Origin of the sequence: Kitasatospora sp. NPDC018058, assembly GCF_044327205.1 — a bacterium.
In the GTDB taxonomy this organism is placed as follows: domain Bacteria; phylum Actinomycetota; class Actinomycetes; order Streptomycetales; family Streptomycetaceae; genus Kitasatospora.
Map to the genome: position 1 here is coordinate 120,579 of NZ_JBIRFA010000011.1, position 25,084 is coordinate 145,662.

A 25,084-nucleotide genomic window follows, 5' to 3' on the forward strand; every position below is an offset into this window, starting at 1 on the left:
GCGGGCTGCGGTAGAGCCGACGGTACGGCGGCCGTCCGCTGTCGGGCGTGTTCGGGTCGCCGCCGCCCGACGGCGCGGTGTCGGGGGCGAGGGGTCGGGAATCGGTACCGGGTGCTGCCACGTCACCGATGGTTCCACGCAGGTGGCCGCGGGCGCATCAGGGTGTGTCCCTCACATCTATCAGGGACAAGTCAGGGTACGGGCAGGGCCGGACCCGGTTGGGCCGGACCGCCCCCTGCCGGAAGGATGGTGCCCATGACCGAGGACCACCGCATCCAGGAGGCCGGGCCCGCCGCCCCGCCGGAACCGGACCGCCCCCCGCTGACCCGGGCCGAGCACCACCGTGTGGTGGCCGGCGTCTGCGGCGGCCTCGGGCGGCATCTGGACATCGACCCGGTGGTCTTCCGGGTGGTCACCGTGGTGCTCTGCCTCTCCGGCGGCCTCGGGCTGTTCCTGTACGGCCTGGCCTGGCTGATCATCCCGACCGAGGGCGCCACCGGCGGCAAGGGCGGGCGCACCGAGCTCCAGCGGGTGCTCACCGGCCGGGTGGACGGCCAGTCGGTCGGCGCGGTGCTGCTGACCGTGATCGGCACCGGGGTGTTCTTCTCCTCGATGGGCGACGGCGACCAGCAGTTCCCGCTGCTGCTGCTCGGCGGCCTGGTCTTCCTGGCGGTGCGCTACGACCCGGAGCGCCGCCGCGGCCGGATCCGCGGCCGCCGGCGCGGCGGCCCGTACGACCGTCACTTCCCCGAGGCCGACGGCCGCACCTGGCCGCGCCCGCCGCAGGACGAGGCGGCCCGCGCCCAGCACGCCGCCGACCGGGCCGCCGGGAAGGTCCCCGGCGACTCCCCCGGCCCGAGCGGCTACCTGTGGGACCCGCGCCACCCCGAGCGCAACCCGTACGGCGACGCCGCCCCCGCCTCCTCGGCCACCACGCCCCCGTTCGGTACGAAGGTGCCGCCGCCCGGCAGCCCGGCCCAGCCCTGGTGGCAGCGCACCGACCTACCGGAGGGCGACCCGCTGCGCAAGGAGCGCCCGGAGCGCCGCCGCGAACCGGCCGTCGTCCGGCGTCCCAAGGAGTGCTCGGCGCTCGGCTTCTTCGGCTTCCTGCTGGCGATCGGCGCGGCCACCACGGTCTGGTCCGCCTCGGTCGGCCACACCGACGTCACCAAGCTGAGCACCGTGGTGCTGGCCACCGGGCTGCTGGTGGTCGGCCTGACCCTGCTGCTGGCCGCGAAGTTCGGCAAGGCCCGCAAGCTCGCGGTGCTGGGCCTGCTGGTCACCCTGGCGCTGGCCTTCGTCGGCCGCTCGCCGCACTCCGTGCAGGACGCCGTCGGCGACCGCTCGTGGACGATCACCTCGGCCGCCGAGCTGAAGGACCGCTACAACCTCGGCGCCGGCGAGATCCGGATGGACCTGGCCGGGCTCGACCCCGCCGGGACCACCCTCGCCACCAAGGTCGACCTGGGCGCCGGCCAACTGACCGTCACCCTGCCGTCCGACGTCACGGTGAACCTGGTGGCCCGGGTCGGCCTCGGCAACATCAACGTCCCGGGCGACCAGAACAACGGCACCGGCCGGCACACCTACGTGCTCAACCCGCCGGTCGGCCACCCGTCCAAGGGCACGCTCGACCTCGAACTCGGAATCGGCATCGGCGACATCAAGGTGGTCCAGCAGTGAGGAAGCACCGGCTCGACCTGTTCTCGCTGATCGCGGGCGGACTGTTCAGCGTGGTCGCCGTCAGCTACCTGGTGGCGGCGCTCAACGACGAGACGGTGAGCGGACGGATCGTCGTCCCGATCACATTCCTCGTGCTCGGCGTCGGCGGCCTGGCCGGCGCGGTCGTGGCGGTGGCCCGGCGCAACCGGCCCGACCGCGAGGACTGAGCCCGACCGCGACGGCTGAGGGAGCGCTCAGCTCTGCAGCGGGCCCAGGGTCAGCTTGTCCCCGTCCTTGCTGACGGTGTACTTGGGCAGCGGCTTGACCGCCGGCCCGTTGACCACCGCGCCGGTCGCGGCGTCGAACCGGGAGCCGTGGCAGGGGCAGTAGAGCTGGCCGTTCTTCGGGGCGTCGACCGCGCAGCCGGAGTGGGTGCACACCGAGGAGAAGCCGCAGTACTGTCCGGCCTTGGGCTGGACGATGTAGACGGCGTCCCCGCTGGCCGGGTCCTTGACCTGCGCGGAGCCGCCGACCGGCACGCTCGCCGCGGGCACCGAGGGGGCGGGCGTCGTCGCGGCGGACGCCGTCGTGGCGGGGGCCGGGGCTGCGGACTGCTTGGGGGCGGCCTGCTTGTTCCGGCCGAAGGTCCGGGTCAGCGAGCCGGTCAGCAGCCCGGCGCCGCCGATCGCGACCGCCGCGATCCCGCCGTCCACCAGCGCCCGGCGCTTGACGTGGTCCTCGGCCAGCCCGCGCGCCCGGTCCCGCCCGGCCCGGTCGGCCAGGTAGCCGTCCACCGACAGGTACGGCGTGCCGGCCAGCAGCAGCGGGGTCCAGGCCATCAGGTAGCCGAGGTCGTTGCCGAGGTAGTACGGCGAGACGCTCCAGCTGACGGTGAGCCAGAGGCTCAGGTTGATCAGCGCGCCGCCCAGCGCCGCGACCCGCCCCCAGAGGCCGAGCAGGGTGCCGAGGCCGACCGCCAGCTCGCCGAAGGCGACCGCGAGGGCGAACAGGGTGGGCGCGTGGAGGGCCGGGCCGAGCAGGAAGGCGATCGGGCTGCCGCCGGCCTTGGCCGCCTGGGTCTGCGAGACGAACGAGGCCGGATCGCCCGCGCCGGCCAGGAAGTGGGAGTCGGAGAGCTTGTCCAGGGCGGCGTAGACGAAGGTGACGCCGAGGAAGATCCGCAGCGGCAGCAGCGCGTACCTGGACGCGAGCGCCCGCCGCTGGGCCGCCCGGTCGGCCTGGTCGGCCCGGCCGGACGCGCCCCCGTCGACCGCCACGGAGTTGCTGGCCTCCGACATCCCTCACACCTTCCTTCGCGGCCTGCCACTCCCTGACAGGTCCGGTCCGCATTCTGCCCGCTCCTGCACGCTTTCGGTGGGACGTCCCCCCGGGAGGACGAGACGTCCCACCCCGGGGAGCAAACGGCCGCGCCGCCGCTCCCCATACGGGAACGACGGCGCGGCCGTTCAGCACCGGCTCAGCGGCGCGGGAGTGCTACTCCCACTCGATGGTGCCCGGCGGCTTGCTGGTGACGTCGACGACGACGCGGTTCACGTCGCGGACCTCGTTGGTGATCCGGGTGGAGATCCGGGCCAGCACGTCGTACGGCAGGCGCGACCAGTCGGCGGTCATCGCGTCCTCGGACGAGACCGGACGCAGCACGATCGGGTGACCGTAGGTGCGGCCGTCGCCCTGCACGCCCACGCTGCGCACGTCGGCGAGCAGCACGACCGGGCACTGCCAGATCTCGCGGTCCAGACCGGCCGCGGTCAGCTCCTCGCGGGCGATCGCGTCGGCGTCGCGGAGCAGGTCCAGACGCTCCTTGGTGACCTCGCCGACGATCCGGATGCCCAGGCCCGGGCCCGGGAACGGCTGGCGCTGGACGATCTCCTCCGGCAGGCCGAGCTCCTGGCCGACCATCCGGACCTCGTCCTTGAACAGCTTGCGCAGCGGCTCGACCAGCTGGAACTGCAGGTCCTCGGGCAGGCCGCCGACGTTGTGGTGGGACTTGATGTTGGCGGTGCCGGTGCCGCCGCCGGACTCCACCACGTCCGGGTACAGGGTGCCCTGGACCAGGAAGTCGACCGACTCGCCCTGCTCGCCGGCCTCGGCGATGATCTCGGCCTGGGCCTGCTCGAAGACCCGGATGAACTCACGGCCGATGATCTTGCGCTTCTCCTCGGGGTCGGTGACCCCCTTCAGCGCGTTCAGGAAGCGCTCGGAGGCGTCGACGACCTTCAGCTGGACGCCGGTGGCGGCCACGAAGTCCTTCTCGACCTGCTCGGTCTCGCCCTTGCGCATCAGGCCGTGGTCGACGTAGACGCAGGTCAGCCGGTCACCGATGGCCTTGTTGACCAGGGCGGCCGCGACCGCGGAGTCCACACCGCCGGACAGGCCGCAGATCGCGCGCTTGTTGCCGACCTGCTCGCGGATCAGGGCGATCTGCTCCTCGACCACGCTGCCGGTGGTCCAGGTCGGAGCGATGCCGGCGCCGCGGTAGAGGAAGTGCTCCAGGATCTGCTGGCCGTGGTCGGAGTGCAGCACCTCGGGGTGGTACTGGACGCCGTACAGGCGGGTCTCGTCGTTCTCGAAGGCCGCGACCGGGACCACGTCGGTGGAGGCGGTGACGGTGAAGCCCTCCGGGGCGGCGGAGCAGGCGTCGCCGTGCGACATCCACACCGAGTGCTGCGCCGGGACGCCCTCGAACAGGGTGGAGCCGGTACGGGAGACGGCCAGCGGGGTGCGGCCGTACTCGCGGGCGCCGGTGTTGTCGACGGTGCCGCCGAGGGTCACGGCCATCAGCTGGAAGCCGTAGCACATGCCGAAGACCGGGACCCCGGCCTCGAAGATCGCGCGGTCGATCTGCGGCGCGCCCTCTTCGTAGACCGACGACGGGCCGCCGGAGAGGATGATCGCCTTCGGGTTCTTGGCGAGCATCTCGGCGACCGGCATGCTGCTCGGCACGATCTCGCTGTAGACCCGCGCCTCACGCACCCGACGGGCGATGAGCTGGGCGTACTGGGCACCGAAGTCGACCACCAGGACGGTGTCGTTGTCCGGTGCGGACTGGACGGGAATTGCAGAGGACACAGACGGCCTTCCGGCAGCGGTATCGAGGTGTCGCGCTGAACCGCCTCCCCGACGGGGGCTGCGGCGGCGGACGGGTGTGGGGTGTCTGAACACCGATTCTACCGGGCTGTCCGGTTTCACTCGTCTGCCCGTCCAAAGGACCGTGACCGGGCGGGCCTTCGCTTCGTTGCTTCTGACGACCGTACGGCCGCGCCGCGTCCGCCAGACGCGCCGGCTCCGCCCCCGACCGGGGGCACCGCCGTACGGGCTGCAGGACCACGCGTGGAGCTTCACCCCCAGTCCACCGGCGCATGTGGCGCCGCCGCCCCGGCCGGTCGGGGCGCGCGGCTCCGTGGGACCGTGCGCGGGTGCCGCGGCCGGCCAGCAGGGGACAGCGACCCCGGCCGCGACTGGGCCGAGAGGTGGGACGGCCGGCCTCCGGGGACGCCCGGGACCGGCCGTCGCACCGACGGTTCACTCCGGGCACACCCCGGGCGCACACCCCTCGTCGTCCCGCGCTGCTACGCGCGTCCCCGTGCGCCGCAACCGCTTCGACCACTACACACCGTGATCATCCAGCGCGGTGCCTGCCGTAAATGGACTGCGCCGAACTGTGCCGAATCGGTTGCAGAGCAAGCCCTTCGTCCAGCACGATGCTCGGTGTGAACGGTTCTCCCGGCGGCCGGCAGGCTCATCGCGGAGGTCCGGACCGATGTCGTCGCCGCCGCCGCGTGGAAGGCGACAGCGGTTTTCACTTCACGCTCCGTGAGCGGGGGACCGGCGCACACCTGCGCGCCGACCCGCCGTCGTACGGGCGTGCGCGCCCCGCTCCGCCGGCCATCCACGCCGGAGCCGCGAGGACGCGACCCGAAGCCAACCGACACGACGGCGCTCCTCCCCCGGCGCCGTCACCTCCAGCACCGGCGCAGCCCTGACGCCGATGCTGAGCGACAAAGGGCCCCGTTCCCCCGCGGGGCCCTTTGCCCTTTCCGGCTCCCCACGGCGCTTTCCGGCCGTTTCGGCTGCTCCCGGGTTTTCCGGTCCGCCTCAGGGGTGGTCGCGCCAGACGCTCGGATCGACCGGCTCCTCGGGCGACCGCGGCGCGTCGGCGGGCAACGGCGTCCCGGCGGCGGGGGCGGCCGGCGCCTCGTGCGAGCCGATCACCTCGCTCACCCCGGCCCCGAACACCTCCGGCGGCGCGTCCTGCGGCCCGCCCTGCGGTGCGGCGCCCTGCGGCGGCACGCCGACCGGGGGCACGCCCTGCGGGGGCATGCCCTGCGGGGGCATGCCCTGCGGCGGAACGCCGTACGCCGGCCCGGTCGGGTACGGCACCTGCGGGGGCACCGCCCCGTACGGCGCCGCGCCGGGCGGCACCGCCCCGTACGGAGCCGTGGCACCCCGGCCACCGAGCGCCGCCATCGCCGCCGGCACCAGCACCGCCCCGACCAACGCCCAGACCGCGTTGGCCACCAGCACGCTGAGGAACACCAGGCCGACCGAGTTCTCCTCGGACATCTCCGAGCGGACGGAGGAGGTCCAGCCCGCCATCGACTCCGTCCTGGTCAGCAGCGCGCCGGCCACCGTCATCAGCAGGGTCAGCACCACCGCGTACACGGCCGCCAGGCGCAGCCGGTCGGCCGCGTCCAGCTGCCGCCGGTACGCCGCCCAGCCGAGCAGGAGGGCCGCGACCACTGCCGCCAGGCCGCACCAGCGCCAGTCGGCGGGCACGTCGTGCAGATCGAAGAAGGAGAGTTCCACCCCGCTGCCGTGGTTGCCCCACGTCGTGTCGCCGCTGGTCGTCCTGACGTGCGCCGAGAAGGTCGCCCCCGAGCCGAAGCCGAGCAGCTGGAGGCCGAGGTTGGGCAGGAACGCCAGCGAGACCGCGGTCGTCGCACCGTTCTCGGCGTTCACCGCGACCAGCACGAAGGCCGCCACCGATGACAGGGCCACCGACAGCGCCAGCGCCTGGCCGGCCGTCAGCGCGGCCACCGCCCAGCCGCGCACCGACCGGCTGCGCCAGGCGGCCCACCGCAGCGCGTCGGTGCCGTAGACGGCGAAGGCCAGCAGGAAGGCCAGCAGGGCGGTCCAGCCGACCGCCTCCAGCCAGGCGCTGTCCGCGGTGATGCCCATCGCGCGGCTTCGGCTGCCGGAGTCGGAGTAGTCCGGGAAGCCGGAGAAGCCGCCGGGCCGCCGCCCCGGGTTCCAGTCGGTGCCCGCGATCAGACCGAGCAGCAGGGTGACGGCGGCCAGCACCACGGCGCTGCGCAGCGCCTCACCGGCGGCCTGGGCCCGGGTCAGCTGGGTGCCGTCGGCCTTGCGCCGACGCAGCCCGGCCCGCAGGCCGAGCCAGAGCGCCAGCGCCCAGAACACGGTGACGGTCAGCGGCAGGACCCGGAAGGTGAGCTCCATGCCCTCCTGGAGGGAACGGCCCGACGAGCCCGTGTTCCCGCCGATCCGGAACGGTGCGCCGAGCGCGTTCAGGGCCATCGCCAGCGCCGCGCCGAAGCGGTCGCCGAAGTCGGGCGGGGCGTAGGCGCCGTCGTAGTCGTAGTCGCCCGGGACGGCCGCGATCAGCGCCGCCACCAGCAGGACGACGGTCGGCCCGATGGCCGCCACCAGCGCGGGGCGCCAGTTCGAGCCGGCCAGCCAGCGCAGCACGGGCGACTGGGCGGTCTTCGGGTAGTACGGCTGCCCGGCACCCCAACTGCCCACCGCGGGCGGGCCGCCGACCGGCGGGTACCCGGCGCCCTGGCCGGGCGGCGGGTAGGAGCCGGGCGGCGCGGTGGGCGGCTGCCCGTAACCGGGGGCGGTCGGCGGTACGGCGGGCAGGGCGGCGGCGGTCGGCGGCGGGGGTGCCAGCGGCCGGCCGCACGAGCCGCAGGCGGGCGCTCCCTCCACCGAAGTCGCTCCGCACGATGCGCAGTTGGCCATGGACCGCTTTCCCCCCGCTCGACGAGTTCCTGGTCCCCCAGGGAGCCCGTTTATCCCATCGGACCCGAAAGGCTGTCAACCGCGAAAGCCACCAGGCGGGTTGGCCCCGACCTGGCCGGATCGGGGCCGCGCCCACGGCCCTAGTCGCGCTTCTTCGGGACCTCCGGGACGGGCAGCAGCGGCAGCCGCAGCGCGCCGAACGCACCCTCCGGCACGGCCGGTCGCACCGGCGCGACCGCGGTGACCGGGCGGTAGGCCTCGCCCGGGGCCGGACGCGGGTCCTCCTCGCCCTTGTTCGGCCACATCGACATGGCGCGCTCGGCCTGCGCGGTGATGGTGAGCGAGGGGTTGACGCCGAGGTTGGCGGAGACGGCCGCGCCGTCCACCACGCTGATCCCGGGGTGTCCGTACAGCCGGTGGTACGGGTCGACCACACCGGTCTCGGGGGCATCGCCGATCGGGCAGCCGCCGAGGAAGTGCGCGGTCATCGGGATGTCGAAGATCTCGCCGACGGTGCTGCCCGGGAAGCCGTTGATCTCGTCGGCCAGCGCCTGGGCGCCCTGCTCGGCGGCCGGGATCCAGGTCGGGTTGGGGGTGCCGTGGCCCTGGCTGGAGGTGAGCCGGGGCTTGCCGAGCGGGCCCTTCTTCAGCGAGACGGTGATCGAGTTGTCCAGCGACTGCATCACCAGACCGATGATCGTCTTCTCGGACCAGCCGCGCTGGTTCATCGAGCGGGCGAAGGTCACCGGGTGGAGCGCCGAGTTGCCCAGGTAGCGCAGCCAGCGCGGGGTCTTCCCGCCGCCCTTGACCTGGGCGATGGACAGCGCGCCCATCGCGTTGGAGCCCTTGCCGTAGCGGACCGGCTCGATGTGGGTGTTGGCGTCCGGGTGGATCGAGGAGGTGATCGCGACGCCCTTGGTGAAGTCCGCCTTGCCGCCGTAGCGCCGGTCGGTGGTCTGCGCGCCCACCAGCGCCTCGGAGTTGGTGCGGGTCAGCTCTCCGAGCCGGGCGGAGATCCGGGGCAGGTGGCCCGAGGCGCGCATCCGGTGCAGCAGCGACTGGGTGCCGTAGGTGCCGGCCGCGACGACCACCCGGGCGGCGGTGATGGTCCGCGCGCCCGCCTTCACCGGGTCGGTCTTCGACCGGGAGTCGGTGCGCCGCACGTCCACCGCATAGCCGCGATTCCCATGGGCATCGCCGTGCTCGCGGATCCGGGCCACCGTGGTGAGCGGGTGGATCTCGGCGCCGCCCCGCTCCGCCAGGTACAGGTAGTTCTCGGTGAGCATGTTCTTGGCGCCGTGGCGGCAGCCGGTCATGCACTCGCCGCACTCCACGCAGGCCTTGCGGGCCGGGCCGGCGCCGCCGAAGTACGGGTCGGCGATCTCCTCGCCGGGCGCCGCCTTGGCCGCACCTCCCCCGGACTCCGTCCGGGAGGTGCCCCCAGCGTCCTTGCCGTCGCCGAAGAAGACCCCGACCGGCGCCATGTGGAAGGTGTCGCCGACGCCCATCCGCTCGGCGGCCGCCTTGAGGTGGACGTCCGAGGGGGTGACGGTCGGGTTGAGCCGCACCCCGAGCATCCGCTGCGCCTGGTCGTAGAACGGCGCCAGCTCCTGCTGCCAGTCGGTGATGTGGCGCCACTGACGGTCCTCGAAGAAGGCCTTCGGCGGCACGTACAGGGTGTTGGCGTAGTTCAGCGAGCCACCGCCGACCCCGGCGCCGGCCAGGATCAGCACGTTGGCCAGCAGGTGGATCCGCTGGATGCCGTACAGCCCGAGCTGCGGCGCCCACAGGTAGTTCGGCAGGTCCCAGGAGTTCCGGGGCAGTTCGTCCCGCTCGAAGCGCCGCCCGGCCTCCAGGACGGCGACCCGGTAGCCCTTCTCGGTGAGCCGCAGCGCCGCGACCGAACCGCCGAAGCCGGAGCCGACCACGACCACGTCGTAGTCGAACTCGGCCGCACCGCCGGACTCCACCATCTGCCACTGCTCCTTCGAGGGTTGAACCTGCTGGGGGAAAGCCGGTTGGGGGCCACCTGAGCCCGGGGTCACTTGCGCCCCGGGCTACTTGAGCCCGGGGTCACTCACGCCCGGGGTCACTTGAACCGCAGCGCCTTGAGCACCCGCAGCCCGCCGGTCATCACGGCCGCGAACTGCTCGTCGTCCAGGCCGAACGACGGCGCCAGCGGCATGACCCGCTGGGTCGAGATGGTCTGCGCCTCGGTGAAGCGCAGGATGCCCTCCGCGCCGTGGCGCCGGCCGAGCCCGGAGTCGCCCATGCCGCCCATCGGCGAGGCGACCGAGCCGTACGCGGCCGCATAGGCCTCGTTGACGTTGACCGTCCCGGTGCGCAGCCGGGCCGCGACCGCCCGGCCGCGCCGCAGGTCCCTGGTCCAGACGCTGGAGTTCAGGCCGTACGGCGTGGAGTTGGCGGCCGCGACCGCCTCCTCCTCGGTGTCGAAGCGGTAGACCGCGACGACCGGGCCGAAGGTCTCCTCGCCGCAGACCGACATCTCCGGGGTCACCCCGTCGAGGATCGTCGGCTCGTAGAAGTACGGGCCGAGGTCGGGCCTGGCCCGCCCGCCGGCCAGCACGGTGGCGCCCGCCTTGACCGCCTCCTCCACGTGCCGGGTGGTGGCGTCCAGTTGGCGGGCGGAGACCAGCGAGCCCATGTCGGCGCCGTACGCGAGGCCGCCGCCCAGGCGCAGTGCCCGGGTGCGGGCGACGAAGCGCTCCAGGAACTCGTCGGCCACCGAGCGGTGCACCAGCAGCCGTTCGATCGAGATGCACAACTGTCCGGCCGAGGAGAAGCAGGCCCGTACGGCGCCCGCGGCGGCCGCGTCGAGGTCGGCGTCGGAGAGCACCAACATGGCGTTCTTGCCGCCGAGCTCGAGCGAGGCGCCGACCAGCCGGGCGGCGGCGCGCTGGGCGACCTCACGGCCGGTGCGGGTGGAGCCGGTGAAGGAGACGTAGTCCGCGTGCTCCACCACGGCCGGGCCGATCACCGGGCCGTCGCCGATCACCACCTGCCACAGGTCGGCCGGCAGCCCGGCCTCGATCAGCAGCTCACGGGCCCACAGCCCGGTCAGCGCGGTCTGGGTGTCGGGCTTGTGGACCACCGCGTTGCCGGCCGCGAAGGCGGGCAGCAGGTCGCCGATGCACAGCTCCAGCGGGTAGTTCCACGGCGAGATGTGGCCGACCACGCCCTTGGGGCGGCGGGCCTCGACGGTGTGGGTGAGCACCGGCAGCGCCCCGCCGCGGCGGCGGTCGCGCAGGTAGCCCTGGGCGCCGCGCCCGTAGTGCCGGGCCGCCATGGCGACGGCCAGCACCTCCTCGAAGGCGTGCAGCCGGGCCTTGCCGGTCTCGGCCTGGATCAGGTCCAGGACCTCGTCCTGCCGCTTGAGCAGCAGGTCGTGGAAGCGCAGCAGGACGGCGGCGCGGCGGCGCACCGGCAGCGCGGCCCAGGCGGGCTGGGCGCGGCGGGCCAGCTGGAAGGCGACCTCGACGTCGGCCGGGGTGGACTGCGGCAGGCCGGCCAACCGCTCACCGGTCAGCGGGGCGACGGTCTCCACCACACTGGGCTCGCCGGTCGCGGTGACCCCGGCGGCCAACCGGGCCACCAGGGACGGCGGGACGGCGGCCGCGACGGTCCGGCCTCCGCCGGGAGCCGCCGGGTTGCCGCTCGCGGAACCGGCGTCGGCGTGTTCGGTGGCCGCTGCATCTGCTGTGAGGTCCGACATACGGCGCAGCCTAGGCCTTCGGGGGCCGGTTCGGTACCCGTCGGTAACAAGAATATGCCGCAGTCGGGTGAAAGCGGGCGCTCCGCCCGTACGGCCCTGTGCTCAGCGGGTCGGGGTGAAGCCGTTGAGCACCGTGGTGAAGCGCTGCACGGCCTCGTTCCACTCGTTGCCCTTGTCCGGACTGGACGAGTAGATCGCGTAGGCGGTGCCGTCCTCGTCGATGAACTCCTCCTCGATCGCGCGCCGGCGGCCGCCCTCCTTGGCCGCGTAGCTGAACTCCCAGACGGCTGCCTCGTGGCCGTTCACCACAGCGCTCGCCATCCGGTGCTGCTTGTAGTCCTTGAGCGCCTTGACGTTGCCCTCCATCTCCCGCATGTGGTCCAGCGGCTTGACCGGCTGGCCGACGGTGACCGAGAACTGCAGGTAGTGCACCTTGCCGTCGGGGCTGTAGAAGACCTGGGTGTTGTCGGGCCCGATGATGCGCTGCCAGACCGGGGTCGCGGTCGGCAGCGGGAAGCGGAAGCCGGCCGGGTCGTCCACCCAGTGGTAGCCGTTGGGCGCCGGCGCCCCCGGGATCGCGCTGCCGGTCGGCACCGGGTCGGACGGCTCGACCGTGCCCGCCTGCCCGGTCGGGGTGGTGTCGGCGTCCGGGGTGCCGGCCACGTGCCGGGTGGCGAAGAAGGTCGCCGCGGCCGCCAGCACCCCGACGGCCACCGCGATGGCGACCAGCTTCATCCGGCCGCGGCGCTTGGCCGGACCGCGCGCGGGCGTGACGGTATGCGCGACCGGCGCGCTGACGGCGGTGTACGCCTGCGGCGCGGCCGGCACGCCCCCGGCGGTGTCCGCGGCGACGGCCGGAACGGCGGAGGTGACGGCGGTCGCGGTCGCGGCCGGACGCGGCCCGGTCGGCTCCTCCGAGCCCTCCAGCGGCGACTTCGCGGTCCCCTCCGGCACCTCGCTGCGGTCCACCACCGGCACCGACTGGGTGGGCGTACGGACCGACGCGACCGACTTCAGGCCGATGGTGTGCCCGGCCTGCACCTCGGCCAGCATCCGGGCCGCCTCGTCCGCGCTCGGCCGGTCGGACGGGTCCTTGGCCATCAGCGCGGCCAGCACCGGCCCCAGCGGTCCGGCCCGGCGCGACTCCGGCAGCGGCTCGTCGACCACCGCGGCCAGCGTGGTGATCGGCGAGTCCCGGCGGAACGGCGACTGGCCCTCGACCGCCGCGTACAGCGTCGCCCCGAGGCCCCACAGGTCGGAGGCCGGCCCGGGCCGCTCGCCCTGGGCGCGCTCGGGGGCCAGGTAGTCCGGCGAGCCGACCAGGTCGCCCGGCCGGGTCAGCTCGGTCGAGCCCTCGTAGGTCGCGATGCCGAAGTCCAGCAGCACCACCCGCCCGGTGCCGCGCTCCAGCAGCACGTTGGCCGGCTTGACGTCCCGGTGCAGCACACCGAGCTGGTGGCCGCGGTGCAGCGCGGCGAGCACCTGGCTGCCGACCTCGGCGGCGGCGCGCGGCTGGAGGGTGCCGTCCTGGCTGATCACGTCGGCCAGCGAGCGGCCGTCGACCAGCTCCATCACGATCCACGGCCGGCCGTCCTGCTCCAGCACGTCGTGCACGGTGATCACGCCGGGATGCTTGATCCGGGCGGCCGCGCTGGCCTCGCGCTTCATCCGCGCGTGCAGGATCTGCAGGTCCTCCTCGGGGAGGTGGTTGACGGTCAGCTCCTTGACCGCGACCTCGCGGTCCAGCATCCGGTCCCAGGCCCGCCAGACCGTGCCCATCCCGCCCCGGCCGAGCCGGTCACCGAGCTCGTACCGCCCGGCCAACAGCCGCTCCGCTTCGGCCGCCTCCGGCCGGTCCTGCACGCCCATCGGCGACCGCTCCCCCTCTCGATTTCCACCTGCCGTCACCGCGGCGGATCGCCTGGTGCAGACCGCTGTTCGAACAAATCCCACGCACACATTAGGCGCACCCCGCCCACCCCGGTAATCACGCCCGCCCACCGGATCGAGGAACCGGTGCGCATCGAGGCCGTCAGCCTGCGAACAGCACCACGGCGGCTATTCCCAGAACCAGCAGCAGGAACACGCCCCCGACCAGCAGCGGCCCGAGGAGGGCCGGGGCAATCCGCGGCGCTCCGCCGCCGGGCCGTGCCCCGTTGAACTCCGCACCGACCTCCGGCCGCCCGCCCCGGCCGCCCGCGCCACGCCGACGCGGCCGCAGCGGCACCAGCGGCGCGTCCGGCTTGAGCTCCACCGCCCGCACCGCCCGCTCCTCGTCGGCCGGCTCCGGCGCGCCCGCCAGCAGCGTCGCCAGCTCCTGCCGCGCCGCGTCCGCGGTCGGCCGCAGGGTCGGATCGGGCTGCAACAGCCGCTCGGCCAGCGGCGCCAGCGGACCGCAGACCACCGAGGGCTCACGCCGCCCGTCCCGCACCGCCGTCACCAGCTCCGGCACCCCGCCCTCCGGGTACGGCGCACGGCCGGTCACCAGCCGCTGCACCAGCACCCCGAGCGCCCAGCAGTCACCCGCCGGGCCGCCGTCCAGCGGCCAGCGCTCGGCCACCGGGCCGACCAGGGTGGCCCGGACCTCGTACCGGCGCCGGCCGCCCGGCCCACCGAGGTCCTCGGCCAGCGCCTCCTGCGCCACCCCGGCGAGCAGCCCGCCGAGCATCGCCGCGCCGTCCTCGCACACCAGTACCGACTCGGCGGTCAGGTTGCCGTGGGCGAGCCCGGCCTCGTGCAGCGCCCGCAGCGCGCCGGCCACGTCCGCCGCCAACTCGGCTGCCCGGTACGGCGGCACCGGCCCGGCGGTGAGTAGTTCGGCCAGCGTCCGTCCGGCCGGCCGTTCCTCCACCGTCCACAGCAACTCGCCCTCGACGAAGGCCCCGACCCCGCGCAGCAGCCGCGGGTGCCAGGACGGCGCCGTCGAGCCGACCGCCGCCACCCGCCGCACCAGCCGGTCCCCGTGCGCGGGGTTCGGCTCCTCCGGGTCCTGACCGACGGTCAGCAGCGCGGGCAGCTCCACCGCGCGCAGCAGCACCGACTCGCCGGTCCGCTCGTCCACCGCGAAGGCGCGCAGCAGTTCGGGACGGTCCGTCAGCCGGTACCGCCCCGCCAGCAACTGCCCCGGGCCGACTCGCATGCAAGTTCCTCTCGCTCATCGAGCAGCCTACTGAGCGGCTCCTTTACGCTCGACCCCATGGACTGGACCGATCTGATCGACACCGCCTTCAAGGCGGCGGGCAACAACAGCCAAGCCAACCAGGCCGCGGCCGTCCACACGGTCGAAGCCGCCGTCATAAACGGCGAGAAGCCGGTCGCCTCGACCGCCGGGCGCCATCCGGACCACTTCCGCAAGGGGGTGTTGGTGCTCACCACCCACCGGATGCTCTTCCTGAAAGACGGGAAGCCGCCGGTCCCGGTTCCGCTGACGGCCGTCACCGACGTCACCGTGACCCGCACCAAGCTCACCGGCGACGTGCTGACGGTCGTCGCGCTGACCGGCTCGCACCGTTTCGAGGAGGTGGAAAAGGCCGACGTCTTCGCCGAGCGGATCCGCGAGGCCGCCCGGCTCGCCCGCAGCGCATCGCCGCAGGCGCCCGCCGCCGCCCCGGCGCCCTCCGAGGCCGCCCCCGCCGAGCTCTCGACCGGTGAGCGGCTCCTCGGCCAGCTGGAGCGGCTGGCCGCCCTGCGGGCCTCGGGCGCGCTCACCGAGGAGGAGTTCAGTCGGGCCAAGCAGCGCCTGCTCGGCTGAACCCGCCCTACGGCGCCGGCTGGAAGCTGTTGAACACGACGTCCCGGGCCGGCGCCTGGGCGGCCCACTGGGCGTCCGGGACGATCCAGTAGATCGAGTAGCCGTACTTGGCCGGAGTGCCGGTCACGAAGCCGCGGTTGAGCGAGTGCATCTTGGGCGTGCCGTTGGTCCACTCCCAGTCCGCCGCGTTGGTCCACTGCCGGTAGGCGATCGCCGACAGGTTCACCCGCTGGTAGTTGCTCACCTGCGAGCGCAGGTCGGGCTCGGCGTCCTGCCAGTCGGCGACGGCGCTCGCGTGCGGCGAGGTGCTCCACTCGATCCGCAGCTGGCTGCCGTCCGCGCTCTTGAAGATCCGTCGGTTGGAGTCCGACCCGGCCGACTGCAGCCCGTCCGGCAGGAACACCGAGAAGCCGCTCGGGTCCTTGTACTCGTGGTACCCGGCCGGCGCCGCCCCGCCAGGGGCGGCCTGGGTCGGGGTCGGCGTCGGGGTGGGCGTCTGCGGGGGCGTGGACGCCGGGGTCTGGGTCTGGGTCGGGGTGCCGGCGGCCGGCGGCGGTGCGGCGGCCGAGGAGGCGGCCGTGGTGGCCGGCTCGGCGGCCGTTCCGGTGGGCGCGGGCTCGCCGGGCGGGGTCGCCGGCGTCTGGCTCGGCGTGGCCTCGGTGGTCGCCGCCGCCGGCGAGGTGGCGCCCGCACTGTGGGTGCTCCCGCCCTTCGCGCCGCTGTCCCCGCTGCCCACGGCCTTGACCACCGCGACCACCCCGGCGATCAGCAGCAGCACGACCACCACGGTCGCGATGGCCAGCCGCCGCCGGCCCGTGCGCGGGTCGGCCCCGGCCGCCTGGGTCGCGCCCATGGTCCACTCGCTGGTCACCGGCCGGATCGGCTCGGTCGCCGGAGCGGGCTCGGGCTCAGCGGCGGGCTTGGCGACGGGCTCCGCCGCCGGCTCCTCCTCCCGAGCCCGGCTGCCCACCCGGACGGTCCCCAGCAGCCCGCCCACGGTCCGCTTGGGGGCGGCCTCCTCGGCCCTGGACTCGGCCTTGGACTCGGCCTCAGCCTTGGACTCGGCCTCGGCCTCGGCCTTGGACTCGGCCTCGGCGGGCTCCGGCTCGACGGCCGTCTTCCCGGCCGTCTTCCCCACCTTCTCCACCGGCATCGCGTGCTCGGTGGTCGACTCGGCCTTCGCGGTCGCCTCGGCGACCACCCGCTTGAGCATCGAGCGGGTCTGCGAGGCGTCGAGTCGCTTCGCCGGGTCCTTCTCCAGCAGCCCCTCGATCACCGGCAGCAGCGGCCCGGCGTTCACCGGCGGGACCAGCTCCTCGGTCATCACCGCGGTCAGGGTGGCCAGCGCCGAGCCCCGGTCGTACGGCGGCCGACCCTCGATCATCGCGTACAGCGTGCCGCCCAGCGACCACAGGTCGGCCGGCGGCCCGGGCTTCTGCCCGCGCGCCCGCTCCGGGGATATGTACGAGGGCGCGCCGACCAGCATGCCGGTGGAGGTGACCGAGGCGTCGCCCTCCACGCTGGCGATCCCGAAGTCGGTGAGCACGACCCGGCCGTCCTCGCCGATCAGCACGTTGGACGGCTTGACGTCCCGGTGCAGGATGCCCAGCGCGTGCGCCGCGATGAGCACGCCCAGCACGTCCAGCGCGATCTCCGCCGCCCGGCCGGGCGTCAGCGGCCCGTCCTCCCGGACCACGTCGGCCAGCGAGCGGGACTCGACCAGCTCCATGACGATCCACGGCCGGTCGTCCTCGTCGACGACGTCGAAGACGGTCACCGCCGAGTTGTGCCGGATCCGCGCGGTCGCCTTGGCCTCGCGCAACGTCCGGACGATCAGCCGGTGCTTCTCCTCCTCGTCGACGCTGGCGTTCATCCGCAGTTCCTTGACCGCGACCGTCCGGCCCAGCATCTCGTCCTCGGCGCGCCAGACGGTGCCCATGCCGCCGCGCCCGAGCACGCCGTTCAGCCGGTAGCGGCCGGCCAGGAGGCGGCCGGTGGAACCCTGCGCCTGGGTCATTCGGAACGTTCCCCCATGTGCTGCTGGCGGTCGTGGTGACGGCGCGTCGGCCCGGCCCGGGCCCGAACGCCCAAGCCTCCATCATCCCCTGTCCGGAGGGCCCTCGACCACCCACCCCCCTCCCCAAGCCGGGACGAACCGGAACGGGTGCGGCGCTCCGTGCCCGATCTGTGATCGAAAACTCGCCAAGATCTGTCCGAACCGCTGCTACCGTTCGGCAGCTCATCGTCTTTTCCCGGGGGGACTCGACGCCCATGACCGCACCCGTACCGGGCACTGACGGCCCATCGATCCGGCCGCGCACCGCCCAGCACTACTCGGTCGCACCCGCCCTCGACACCCCCGACGGGTACATCGCCCCCGGCATGCCCGGCATCCCGGTCACCGGCTACGACCCCGCCTCCCCCGCCGCCCCCGGGACCGCCCCACGCCGCCGCACCGCCCTCGCCCTCACCCTCGCCCTGCTCGCCACCCTGCTCGGCGGCCTGGCGTACGGCTTCGCCCCGCTGCGGGCCGCCGACAGCCTCGGCTGGCTGGCCATCGCCCAGGCCGGCCTGATCGCCCTCCCGCTCGGCCTCCTCGGCGGCCGGAACCGGTTACTCCCGGCCCTCGGCGCCCTGCTGTCGGCCGGTGCCCTGATGCTCGGCCAACTCACCCAGCGGCTCCGCATCGTGCAGACCGACAGCCCTGGCCCGCACGGCCTCCTGCGCGACACCCTCAGCACCTGGTACGCCGACCTGCGCCCCCTCGACCTGGCCTTCTACGCCATCGCCCTCATCGGAGGCTTCCTCCTCACCCGCCGCACCGCCGACCGCGGCTGATCCGCGGGCGCGCGGGGCGAGGGCCGCGCGCCCGCGCCCCGCCCACCGCCACACATCGGCGAGCCCCCCCGCACCCCGACCCGCCGACCCCGAAAAAACCGAGAAGGCCCCCACCCGGCGAACCGGACAGGGGCCTTCGACACCGCGTCAGGGTACTGCTCAGCGCTGGTCGAGCGCCGGGTTGACGGTCACCTCGACCCGCTGGAACTCCTTCAGCTCCGTGTAGCCCGTGGTGGCCATCGCGCGGCGCAGCGCACCGAACAGGTTCATGGTGCCGTCCGGGGTGTGCGACGGACCGGTGAGGATCTCCTCGGTGGTGCCGACCGTGCCGAGGTCCACCCGCTTGCCGCGCGGCAGCTCCTCGTGGACGGCCTCCATGCCCCAGTGGAAGCCCTTGCCCGGGGCGTCGGTGGCGCGGGCCAGCGCGGCGCCGATCATCACCGCGTCGGCGCCGCAGGCGACCGCCTTCGGGATGTCGCCGCTGTAGCCGACGCCGCCGTCCGCGATCACGTGCACGTAGCGGCCGCCGGACTCATCCATGTAGTCGCGGCGCGCGGCCGCCACGTCGGCGACGGCGGTGGCCATCGGCACCTGGATGCCGAGCACGTTGCGGGTGGTGTGGGCGGCGCCGCCGCCGAAGCCGACCAGCACGCCGGCCGCGCCGGTCCGCATCAGGTGCAGCGCGGCGGTGTAGGTGGCGCAGCCGCCGACGATCACCGGGACGTCCAGCTCGTAGATGAACTGCTTGAGGTTGAGCGGCTCGGCGGCGCTGGACACGTGCTCGGCCGAGACGGTGGTGCCGCGGATGACGAAGACGTCGACACCGGCGTCCACGACGGCCTTGGAGAACTCGGCGGTGCGCTGCGGCGAGAGCGCGGCGGCGGTGACCACGCCGGAGTCGCGGACCTCCTGGATCCGCTGCTTGATCAGCTCGGCGCGGATCGGCGCGGAGTAGATCTCCTGCAGGCGGCGGGTCGCGACGGACTCGTCGGTGATCGAGGCGATCTCGTCCAGCAGCGGCTGCGGGTCCTCGTAGCGGGTCCAGAGGCCTTCCAGGTTCAGCACGCCCAGACCGCCCAGGCGGCCGATCTTGATGGCCTGCTCGGGCGAGACCACGCTGTCCATCGGGGCGGCCAGGAACGGCAGCTCGAAGCGGTAGGCGTCGATCTGCCAGGCGATCGAGACCTCCTTCGGGTCACGCGTACGGCGGCTGGGGACGACGGCGATGTCGTCGAAGGCGTACGCCCGGCGGCCGCGCTTGCCTCGCCCGATCTCGATCTCAGTCACTTCGAGCCCTTCTGGTTTGTTGCTCATGCCCGCCGGGTCACCCCGGCCGCCCCCAGTATCCCGTACCAGCTGTGACTCGCGCGCTCGCCTCCCGGCCGCTCCGCCCCGGTGCCGACGGTCGTCGCTCCGATGCCCCCCGGTCCCGGGGGCCTCCCCGCTCGCCCGCCTCGCCCGCCGACGGGCGGGAGGGAGGGGCCCGCCCTTTCGGCTCGGGCGCGGGCGCCCCGAGGGCCGGCGGCTCGGACACGCCGAGGGGCCCGCCGTCGCGGTGCGACGGCGGGCCCCTCGGTGGTTCGGGCCGGCTCCCTCAGCCGGTCAGGCCGTTCAGCGACTCGAGTAGTTCGGCGCCTCGACGGTCATCTGGATGTCGTGCGGGTGGCTCTCCTTGAGGCCCGCCGAGGTGATCCGGACGAAGCGGCCCTTGCTCTCCATCTCGGCGATGGTGCCGGCGCCGACGTAGCCCATGGTCTGGCGCAGGCCGCCGATCAGCTGGTGCAGCACGGCGGACAGCGGGCCGCGGTACTGCACCTGGCCCTCGATGCCCTCGGGGACGAGCTTGTCGTCCGAGGCCACCTCGGCCTGGAAGTAGCGGTCCTTGGAGTAGGAGCGGCCCTGGCCGCGGGACTGCATGGCGCCCAGCGAGCCCATGCCGCGGTAGGACTTGAACTGCTTGCCGTTGATGAACAGCAGCTCGCCGGGGGACTCCTCGCAGCCGGCCAGCAGCGAGCCCAGCATCACGGTGTCGGCACCGGCGGCCAGCGCCTTGCCGATGTCGCCCGAGTACTGCAGGCCACCGTCGCCGATGACCGGCACGCCGGCCGCCTGGCAGGCCTGGGCGGCCTCGTAGATGGCGGTGATCTGCGGGACGCCGATGCCGGCGACCACGCGGGTGGTGCAGATGGAGCCGGGGCCGACGCCGACCTTGACGCCGTCCACGCCGGCGTCGATCAGCGCCTGGGCGCCGTCGCGGGTGGCGACGTTGCCGCCGACCACGTCGACCTTGACGGCCGACTTGATCTTGGCGATCCAGGCCAGCGCGTTGTGGCTGTGGCCGTGCGAGGTGTCGACGACCAGGAAGTCCACGCCCGCCTCGACCAGGGCCTGGGCCCGGTCGAAGGCCTCGGCGCTGGCGCCGACCGCGGCACCGACCAGCAGACGGCCCTCGGCGTCCTTGGCGGCGTTCGGGTACTGCTCGGCCTTGACGAAGTCCTTGACGGTGATCAGGCCCTTGATCCGGCCCTCGTCGTCGACCAGCGGGAGCTTCTCGATCTTGTGGCGGCGCAGCAGCGCCATCGCGTCCACGCCGGAGATGCCGACCTTGCCGGTGATCAGCGGCATCGGGGTCATGATCTCGCGGACCTGGCGACTGCGGTCCGACTCGAAGGCCATGTCACGGTTGGTGACGATGCCCAGCAGCTTGCCGGACGGGTCGGCGATCGGCACCCCGGAGATGCGGAACTTGGCGCACAGCGCGTCGGCCTCGGCCAGCGTGGTGTCCGGGCCGACCGTGATCGGGTCGGTGACCATGCCGGACTCGGAGCGCTTCACCAGGTCGACCTGGTTGGCCTGGTCCTCGACCGACAGGTTGCGGTGCAGCACGCCGACGCCACCCTGGCGGGCCATCGCGATGGCCATCCGCGACTCGGTGACCTTGTCCATCGCCGCGGACAGCAGCGGGATGTTGACGCGGACGTTCCGGGAGACCCGCGAGGAGGTGTCGACCTGGTTCGGCAGCACCTCGGAGGCCCCGGGCAGCAGCAGGACGTCATCGAACGTGAGCCCGAGCATGGCGAACTTCTCGGGTACGCCTGCGGCGTTGTAAGACATTTGGGGGGTACCTTCCGTGGCCGGCCTAATCCGCTCACGCCCTGAGGGAGGGGGCGCGTTCATCGCTCACTCGCGCAGACCGCCGAAAGCCGGGTGGGTTCGGAGGAACCTCCAAGGGAACCCCGTGTGCACCCGCGAAACTTTGGCAACCTGCCCAGGCGCCGATACCCCATGGTACTGGCACCGCGAATGTGCCTCGTGTGCCCTTGACAACAACCCTCCCCCGTGGCTCATTCCACGTGGTCGAGGGCTCAGGACGATTCCTCGGCGAGCGCCCGCAGCCGGCTGAGCGCCCGGTGCTGGGCCACCCGGACGGCGCCGGGCGACATCCCGAGCACCTCACCGGTCTCCTCCGCCGACAGCCCGGCGGCCACCCGAAGCAGCACCAGCTCACGCTGACGGGCCGGCAGGTTGGAGAGCAGCTCCTTGGCCCAGGCCGCGTCGCTGCTGAGCAACGCCTGCTCCTCCGGGCCGAGCGCCTCGTCCGGCACCTCCGGGAGGTCGTCCTGCGGCACGACCGTCGAACCGGGCCCGCGCATCGCGGCCCGCTGCAGATCGGCGATCTTGTGCGCGGCGATCCCGTAGACGAAGGCCTCGAACGGCCGCCCCTGGTCCTTGTACCGGGGCAGCGCGCACAGCACCGCGACGCAGACCTCCTGGGCCACGTCGTCCACGTGGTGCCGGGCCCCGCCGGGCAGCCGGACCAGCTTGGCGCGGCAGTAGCGCAGCGCGAGCGGGTGGACGTAGGCGAGCAGGGCGTCGATGGCCGGGCCCTCGCCGCGGACGGCGGCCGCGACCAGTTCGCCCACCAGGGGCGAGCCGCCCGTACCGAGCACCGGCGGGCGGCCCGGTCCGGCCCCGGCATCGGGGCCGCCGGAATCGGCGTACGACGGATCGTGGCCCGGGCCCGAGGGCTGGGCCTCACCCGGGTCCGCCTGGCCGGCCGCACCGGCGACGTCGTCGCGCATCGGTCCATGGTGCCTGGTCGATCGGGAAAACGCGGCACCGCGTCCGGAGTTGTGCACCGGAACGTTATGCGCTGTGGCACCGCGCGGTGTGCCGCGCACCACCGGCCCCTCCTGCACCGTCCCGCCTCCCGCCCCGCCGCCGTAGGTGGTTCCGTCCGTCGCGCCGTCCGCCGAGTGTCCTGCGGCTGCGTGGTTCGCCGCAGTGCCTGTCCGCTGGTCCCCGAGGTGCTCCACTCCTCCATGGTGCAACCTCGGGACCGTAACGTCACACGCCCGTGCGGTTCCCGCTCCGGGAATCGATGGCGGCGCGCCCGGGCCGACGGCGCCGCCGGTGGTCAGCGGACCAGGCCCCAGCGGAAGCCCAGCGCCACCGCGTGCGCGCGGTCGGAGGCCCCGAGCTTCTTGAACAGCCGTCGGGCGTGGGTCTTGACGGTGTCCTCGGACAGGAACAGCTCGCGGCCGATCTCGGCGTTGCTGCGTCCGTGGCTCATGCCCTCCAGCACCTGGATCTCACGCGCCGTCAAGGTCGGCGCCGCGCCCATGTCGGGACTGCGCAGTCGGCGCGGGGCGAGCCGCCAGGTCGGGTCGGCGAGGGCCTGGGTGACGGTGGCCCGCAGCTCGGCGCGCGAGGCGTCCTTGTGCAGGTACCCGCGGGCACCGGCGGCCACCGCCAGGGCGACACCGTCGAGGTCCTCGGCGACGGTGAGCATGATGATCCGGGCGCCCGGGTCGGCGGACAGCAGCCGCCGGACCGTCTCGACCCCGCCGAGGCCGGGCATCCGGACGTCCATCAGGACGAGGTCGGACCGGTCGGCCACCCAGCGGCGAAGGACCTCCTCCCCGTTCGTCGCGGTGGTGACCCGGTCCACACCGGGTACGGTCGCGACGGCGCGGCGAAGCGCCTCGCGGGCGAGCGGGGAATCGTCGCAAACGAGAACGGAAGTCATGACCGTCGTCCTCCGCAGCTGATCCGCGTCACGTTGAGCCTCCTGGCTGGTACGAACCTCTCCGACACGGCCGATCGGCGACAGACTTCGTCCTGATCGCCCCGACTTGCCCGCGATCGTTCCCGACGTCCGGCGCCCGCTAACCGCCTCCGCACTTCCAACGACCGTCACTCGAATGAGTTACGGCCTTCGGGCCATCCCCACCACTGTACGTGGCCAACCCATTACCGATCAGCCGCATCGCGGTGCACACGCCGCACTTTTGCGCAGCTCGCGCGCGGTCGGCGTACGACCCGCACACCGGTGCGGCGTGTCGCGCGCCTGTCGGCCACCCGATTGCCGCACCCCGCGCCCATCGAAAGCCCTTGCCCGGTTTGCCCGTTTTTATAGCTTTCTCATGGTCATTGACTGTTGTGCCAGTGTGTGGGTGACTTGTCCATGGAGTTGCCTTAAGTCATATTTCCAGGTGTCCATACCAGCGCGGGACGCCCCGCCGGGCACCGCTCGGCACCAGCCCGCCGAGCACGCCCGGCCGACGGCCGACCGCTTCCGAAGGGAATGAGCCATGGCAGATTTCTCCCGCCTCCCGGGTCCCAACGCGGACCTCTGGGACTGGCAGCTCTCGGCAGCCTGTCGTGGCGTGGACAGCTCGCTCTTCTTCCACCCCGAGGGCGAGCGCGGGGCGGCGCGCAGTTCGCGTGAGGCCAGTGCCAAGGAGGTCTGCATGCGCTGCCCGGTGATCGCCGAGTGCGCCGCACACGCCCTGGCGGTCCGCGAACCGTACGGCGTCTGGGGCGGGATGACGGAGGACGAGCGCGAGGAGATGCTGGGCCGCTCGCGGCACCGCCTTGTGGAGGTCCCGCTGACCCCGCCGGCGGTCGCACAGCGCTAGACCCGCCTCGACGACACGCCGTGAAGAAACGATTCTTCGCGGCGCCTCAGGCTGCTCACATCACATCCGGCACCGGGCAGGCGGCAGCCCCGCCACCGACCGTCAGCGGTCGGCGGCCGCGCCCGCCAGGCGCTCCAGCATCAGCGCGACGGCCGGCACCTCGGCCAGGTCCGGCAGGGTCAGCGCCACCACCTGGCGCACCGCCGGCACCCCGGAGGCCGTCCGCACCGGCACCGTCGACACGCCGTCAGGGCGCACCGACTGCAGCGCCAGCCGGGGCAGCACCGCCACCCCCAGCCCGGCCGCCACCAGGCCGACCACCGCCGGGTAGTCGTCGGTCGCGAAGTCGATCCGGGGCTCGAAGCCCGCCCCGGCGCACAGCTCCACCAGGTGCCCCCGGCACTGCGGGCAGCCGGCGATCCACTGCTCCCCCGCCAGCTCGGCCAGCTCCACCGGCCTGCCCCGCCCGGCCAGCGGGTGGGCGGCGGGCAGCACGCCCACCAGCGGGTCGTCCAGCAGCGGGGTGACCACCAGGTCGGACCAGTCGGTGCCGGCCGACAACTGCTGCGCCTCCAGGTTCGCCTCGGCCCGCGCCTCGCGCGGGGTACCGTGCGCGGGGGCCGACAGCGCGACGGCGCCGTCGGACTGCGGGTAGCGGAAGGCCAGCGCGATCTCGCACTCCCCGCCGCGCAGCATCGCCAGCGACTCCGGCGGCTCCGCCTCGACCAGCGACACGCGCACCCCCGGATGGCTGTCCCGCAGCCGGGCGACGCCGGGCGGCACCAGGGTGGAACTCGCGGTCGGGAAGGACACCAGCCGCACCCGCCCGGCCCGCAGCCCGGCGATCGCGGCCACCTCCTCCTCGGCGGCGGAGAGCCCGGCCAGGATCCCGGTGGCATGCTTGAGCAGGACCCGCCCGGCCTCGCTGAGCTGCATCCCGCGGCCCGAACGGACCACCAGCGGGGTGTCGACCGACTTCTCCAGGGCCTTCATCTGCTGGCTGATGGCAGGCTGCGTACACCCCAGCTCGCGGGCGGCGGCGGAGAAGGAGCCGGTGCGGGCGACCGCACGCAGGACGCGCAGATGGCGGGCCTCGATCATGCCTCAGTTATAAGGCAATCTTTGCATTCTGCAAAATTCTACTGATAGTTGAAGCCTGAAGAACGACCGCCGGGCGCA

At 73.7% G+C, this 25,084-nt stretch carries 18 protein-coding genes and 1 pseudogene; 5 read left to right on the plus strand and 14 right to left on the minus strand.

Translation table 11 applies throughout. The features are described from left to right. Nucleotides 1-255: 255 nt before the first annotated feature. Both ACH4E7_RS17740 and ACH4E7_RS17745 read left to right on the plus strand, forming a co-directional pair. Complete coding sequence (locus tag ACH4E7_RS17740; RefSeq protein WP_396249974.1) at nt 256-1,683, plus strand: PspC domain-containing protein; 1,428 nt, start codon at nt 256-258, stop codon at nt 1,681-1,683. After that, nucleotides 1,680-1,889, plus strand: a complete 210-nt coding sequence (locus tag ACH4E7_RS17745) for a hypothetical protein (RefSeq protein WP_396249975.1) — start codon at nt 1,680-1,682, stop codon at nt 1,887-1,889. The genes ACH4E7_RS17740 and ACH4E7_RS17745 overlap by 4 nt, the downstream gene beginning before the upstream one ends. Nucleotides 1,890-1,916: 27 nt before the next feature. Here ACH4E7_RS17745 and ACH4E7_RS17750 read toward each other — a convergent pair whose 3' ends face one another. The 8 genes and pseudogenes from ACH4E7_RS17750 to ACH4E7_RS17785 form a co-directional block, all read right to left on the minus strand. Continuing rightward, nucleotides 1,917-2,375, minus strand: a complete 459-nt coding sequence (locus ACH4E7_RS17750) for a ubiquinol-cytochrome c reductase iron-sulfur subunit (protein ID WP_396250064.1) — start codon at nt 2,373-2,375, stop codon at nt 1,917-1,919. A gap of 48 nt (nt 2,376-2,423) precedes the next feature. Beyond that, a pseudogene (locus ACH4E7_RS17755) lies at nt 2,424-2,960 on the minus strand (DoxX family membrane protein); the annotation flags it as partial. 196 nt (nt 2,961-3,156) lie between these two features. After that, nucleotides 3,157-4,752 (minus strand): glutamine-hydrolyzing GMP synthase, encoded by a 1,596-nt coding sequence (gene guaA, locus ACH4E7_RS17760; protein WP_396249976.1) that lies wholly within the window; start codon nt 4,750-4,752, stop codon nt 3,157-3,159. Nucleotides 4,753-5,778: 1,026 nt separating this feature from the next. Further along, nucleotides 5,779-7,629 carry a hypothetical protein gene (locus ACH4E7_RS17765; RefSeq protein WP_396249977.1) on the minus strand — a complete coding sequence of 617 codons (1,851 nt, stop codon included), beginning with the start codon at nt 7,627-7,629 and terminating at the stop codon, nt 5,779-5,781. Nucleotides 7,630-7,802: 173 nt separating this feature from the next. Beyond that, nucleotides 7,803-9,635: a GMC oxidoreductase gene (locus tag ACH4E7_RS17770; protein WP_396249978.1), complete on the minus strand. Its 1,833-nt coding sequence runs from the start codon at nt 9,633-9,635 to the stop codon at nt 7,803-7,805. Between the two features lie 116 nt (nt 9,636-9,751). Next, entirely contained in the window at nt 9,752-11,395 is a 1,644-nt protein-coding gene (locus ACH4E7_RS17775; RefSeq protein WP_396249979.1) for a succinic semialdehyde dehydrogenase, read from the minus strand. A gap of 102 nt (nt 11,396-11,497) precedes the next feature. Then, nucleotides 11,498-13,264, minus strand: a complete 1,767-nt coding sequence (locus ACH4E7_RS17780) for a protein kinase (protein WP_396249980.1) — start codon at nt 13,262-13,264, stop codon at nt 11,498-11,500. Nucleotides 13,265-13,427: 163 nt separating this feature from the next. Continuing rightward, nucleotides 13,428-14,534, minus strand: a complete 1,107-nt coding sequence (locus tag ACH4E7_RS17785) for a protein kinase (protein ID WP_396249981.1) — start codon at nt 14,532-14,534, stop codon at nt 13,428-13,430. A gap of 57 nt (nt 14,535-14,591) precedes the next feature. Between ACH4E7_RS17785 and ACH4E7_RS17790 the strand changes: the two genes are divergently transcribed. Further along, nucleotides 14,592-15,146 (plus strand): SHOCT domain-containing protein, encoded by a 555-nt coding sequence (locus ACH4E7_RS17790; RefSeq protein ID WP_396249982.1) that lies wholly within the window; start codon nt 14,592-14,594, stop codon nt 15,144-15,146. 7 nt (nt 15,147-15,153) lie between these two features. Here ACH4E7_RS17790 and ACH4E7_RS17795 read toward each other — a convergent pair whose 3' ends face one another. Continuing rightward, a complete protein-coding gene (locus tag ACH4E7_RS17795; RefSeq protein WP_396249983.1) occupies nt 15,154-17,163 on the minus strand; it encodes a serine/threonine-protein kinase in 2,010 nt (669 codons plus the stop codon). Between the two features lie 254 nt (nt 17,164-17,417). On the opposite strand from ACH4E7_RS17795, the gene ACH4E7_RS17800 reads away from it, so the two are divergent. Continuing rightward, a complete protein-coding gene (locus tag ACH4E7_RS17800) occupies nt 17,418-17,984 on the plus strand; it encodes a hypothetical protein (protein ID WP_396249984.1) in 567 nt (188 codons plus the stop codon). 159 nt (nt 17,985-18,143) lie between these two features. Here the strand turns inward: ACH4E7_RS17800 and ACH4E7_RS17805 are convergent, their stop codons facing one another. The 4 genes from ACH4E7_RS17805 to ACH4E7_RS17820 form a co-directional block, all read right to left on the minus strand. Further along, entirely contained in the window at nt 18,144-19,271 is a 1,128-nt protein-coding gene (locus ACH4E7_RS17805; protein WP_396249985.1) for a GuaB3 family IMP dehydrogenase-related protein, read from the minus strand. A gap of 324 nt (nt 19,272-19,595) precedes the next feature. Continuing rightward, a complete protein-coding gene (gene guaB / locus ACH4E7_RS17810) occupies nt 19,596-21,098 on the minus strand; it encodes an IMP dehydrogenase (protein ID WP_396249986.1) in 1,503 nt (500 codons plus the stop codon). 251 nt (nt 21,099-21,349) lie between these two features. Then, nucleotides 21,350-22,066 (minus strand): RNA polymerase sigma factor ShbA, encoded by a 717-nt coding sequence (gene shbA, locus ACH4E7_RS17815; RefSeq protein WP_355669679.1) that lies wholly within the window; start codon nt 22,064-22,066, stop codon nt 21,350-21,352. Between the two features lie 335 nt (nt 22,067-22,401). Continuing rightward, complete coding sequence (locus ACH4E7_RS17820) at nt 22,402-23,013, minus strand: response regulator transcription factor (protein ID WP_014136228.1); 612 nt, start codon at nt 23,011-23,013, stop codon at nt 22,402-22,404. Nucleotides 23,014-23,578: 565 nt separating this feature from the next. Between ACH4E7_RS17820 and ACH4E7_RS17825 the strand changes: the two genes are divergently transcribed. After that, complete coding sequence (locus ACH4E7_RS17825) at nt 23,579-23,905, plus strand: WhiB family transcriptional regulator (protein WP_350519940.1); 327 nt, start codon at nt 23,579-23,581, stop codon at nt 23,903-23,905. A 102-nt stretch (nt 23,906-24,007) separates the two neighbouring features. Here the strand turns inward: ACH4E7_RS17825 and ACH4E7_RS17830 are convergent, their stop codons facing one another. Then, on the minus strand, nt 24,008-25,006 hold the full coding sequence (locus ACH4E7_RS17830) for a LysR family transcriptional regulator (RefSeq protein WP_396249987.1): 999 nt from the start codon (nt 25,004-25,006) through the stop codon (nt 24,008-24,010). Between the last annotated feature and the right edge of the window lie 78 nt (nt 25,007-25,084).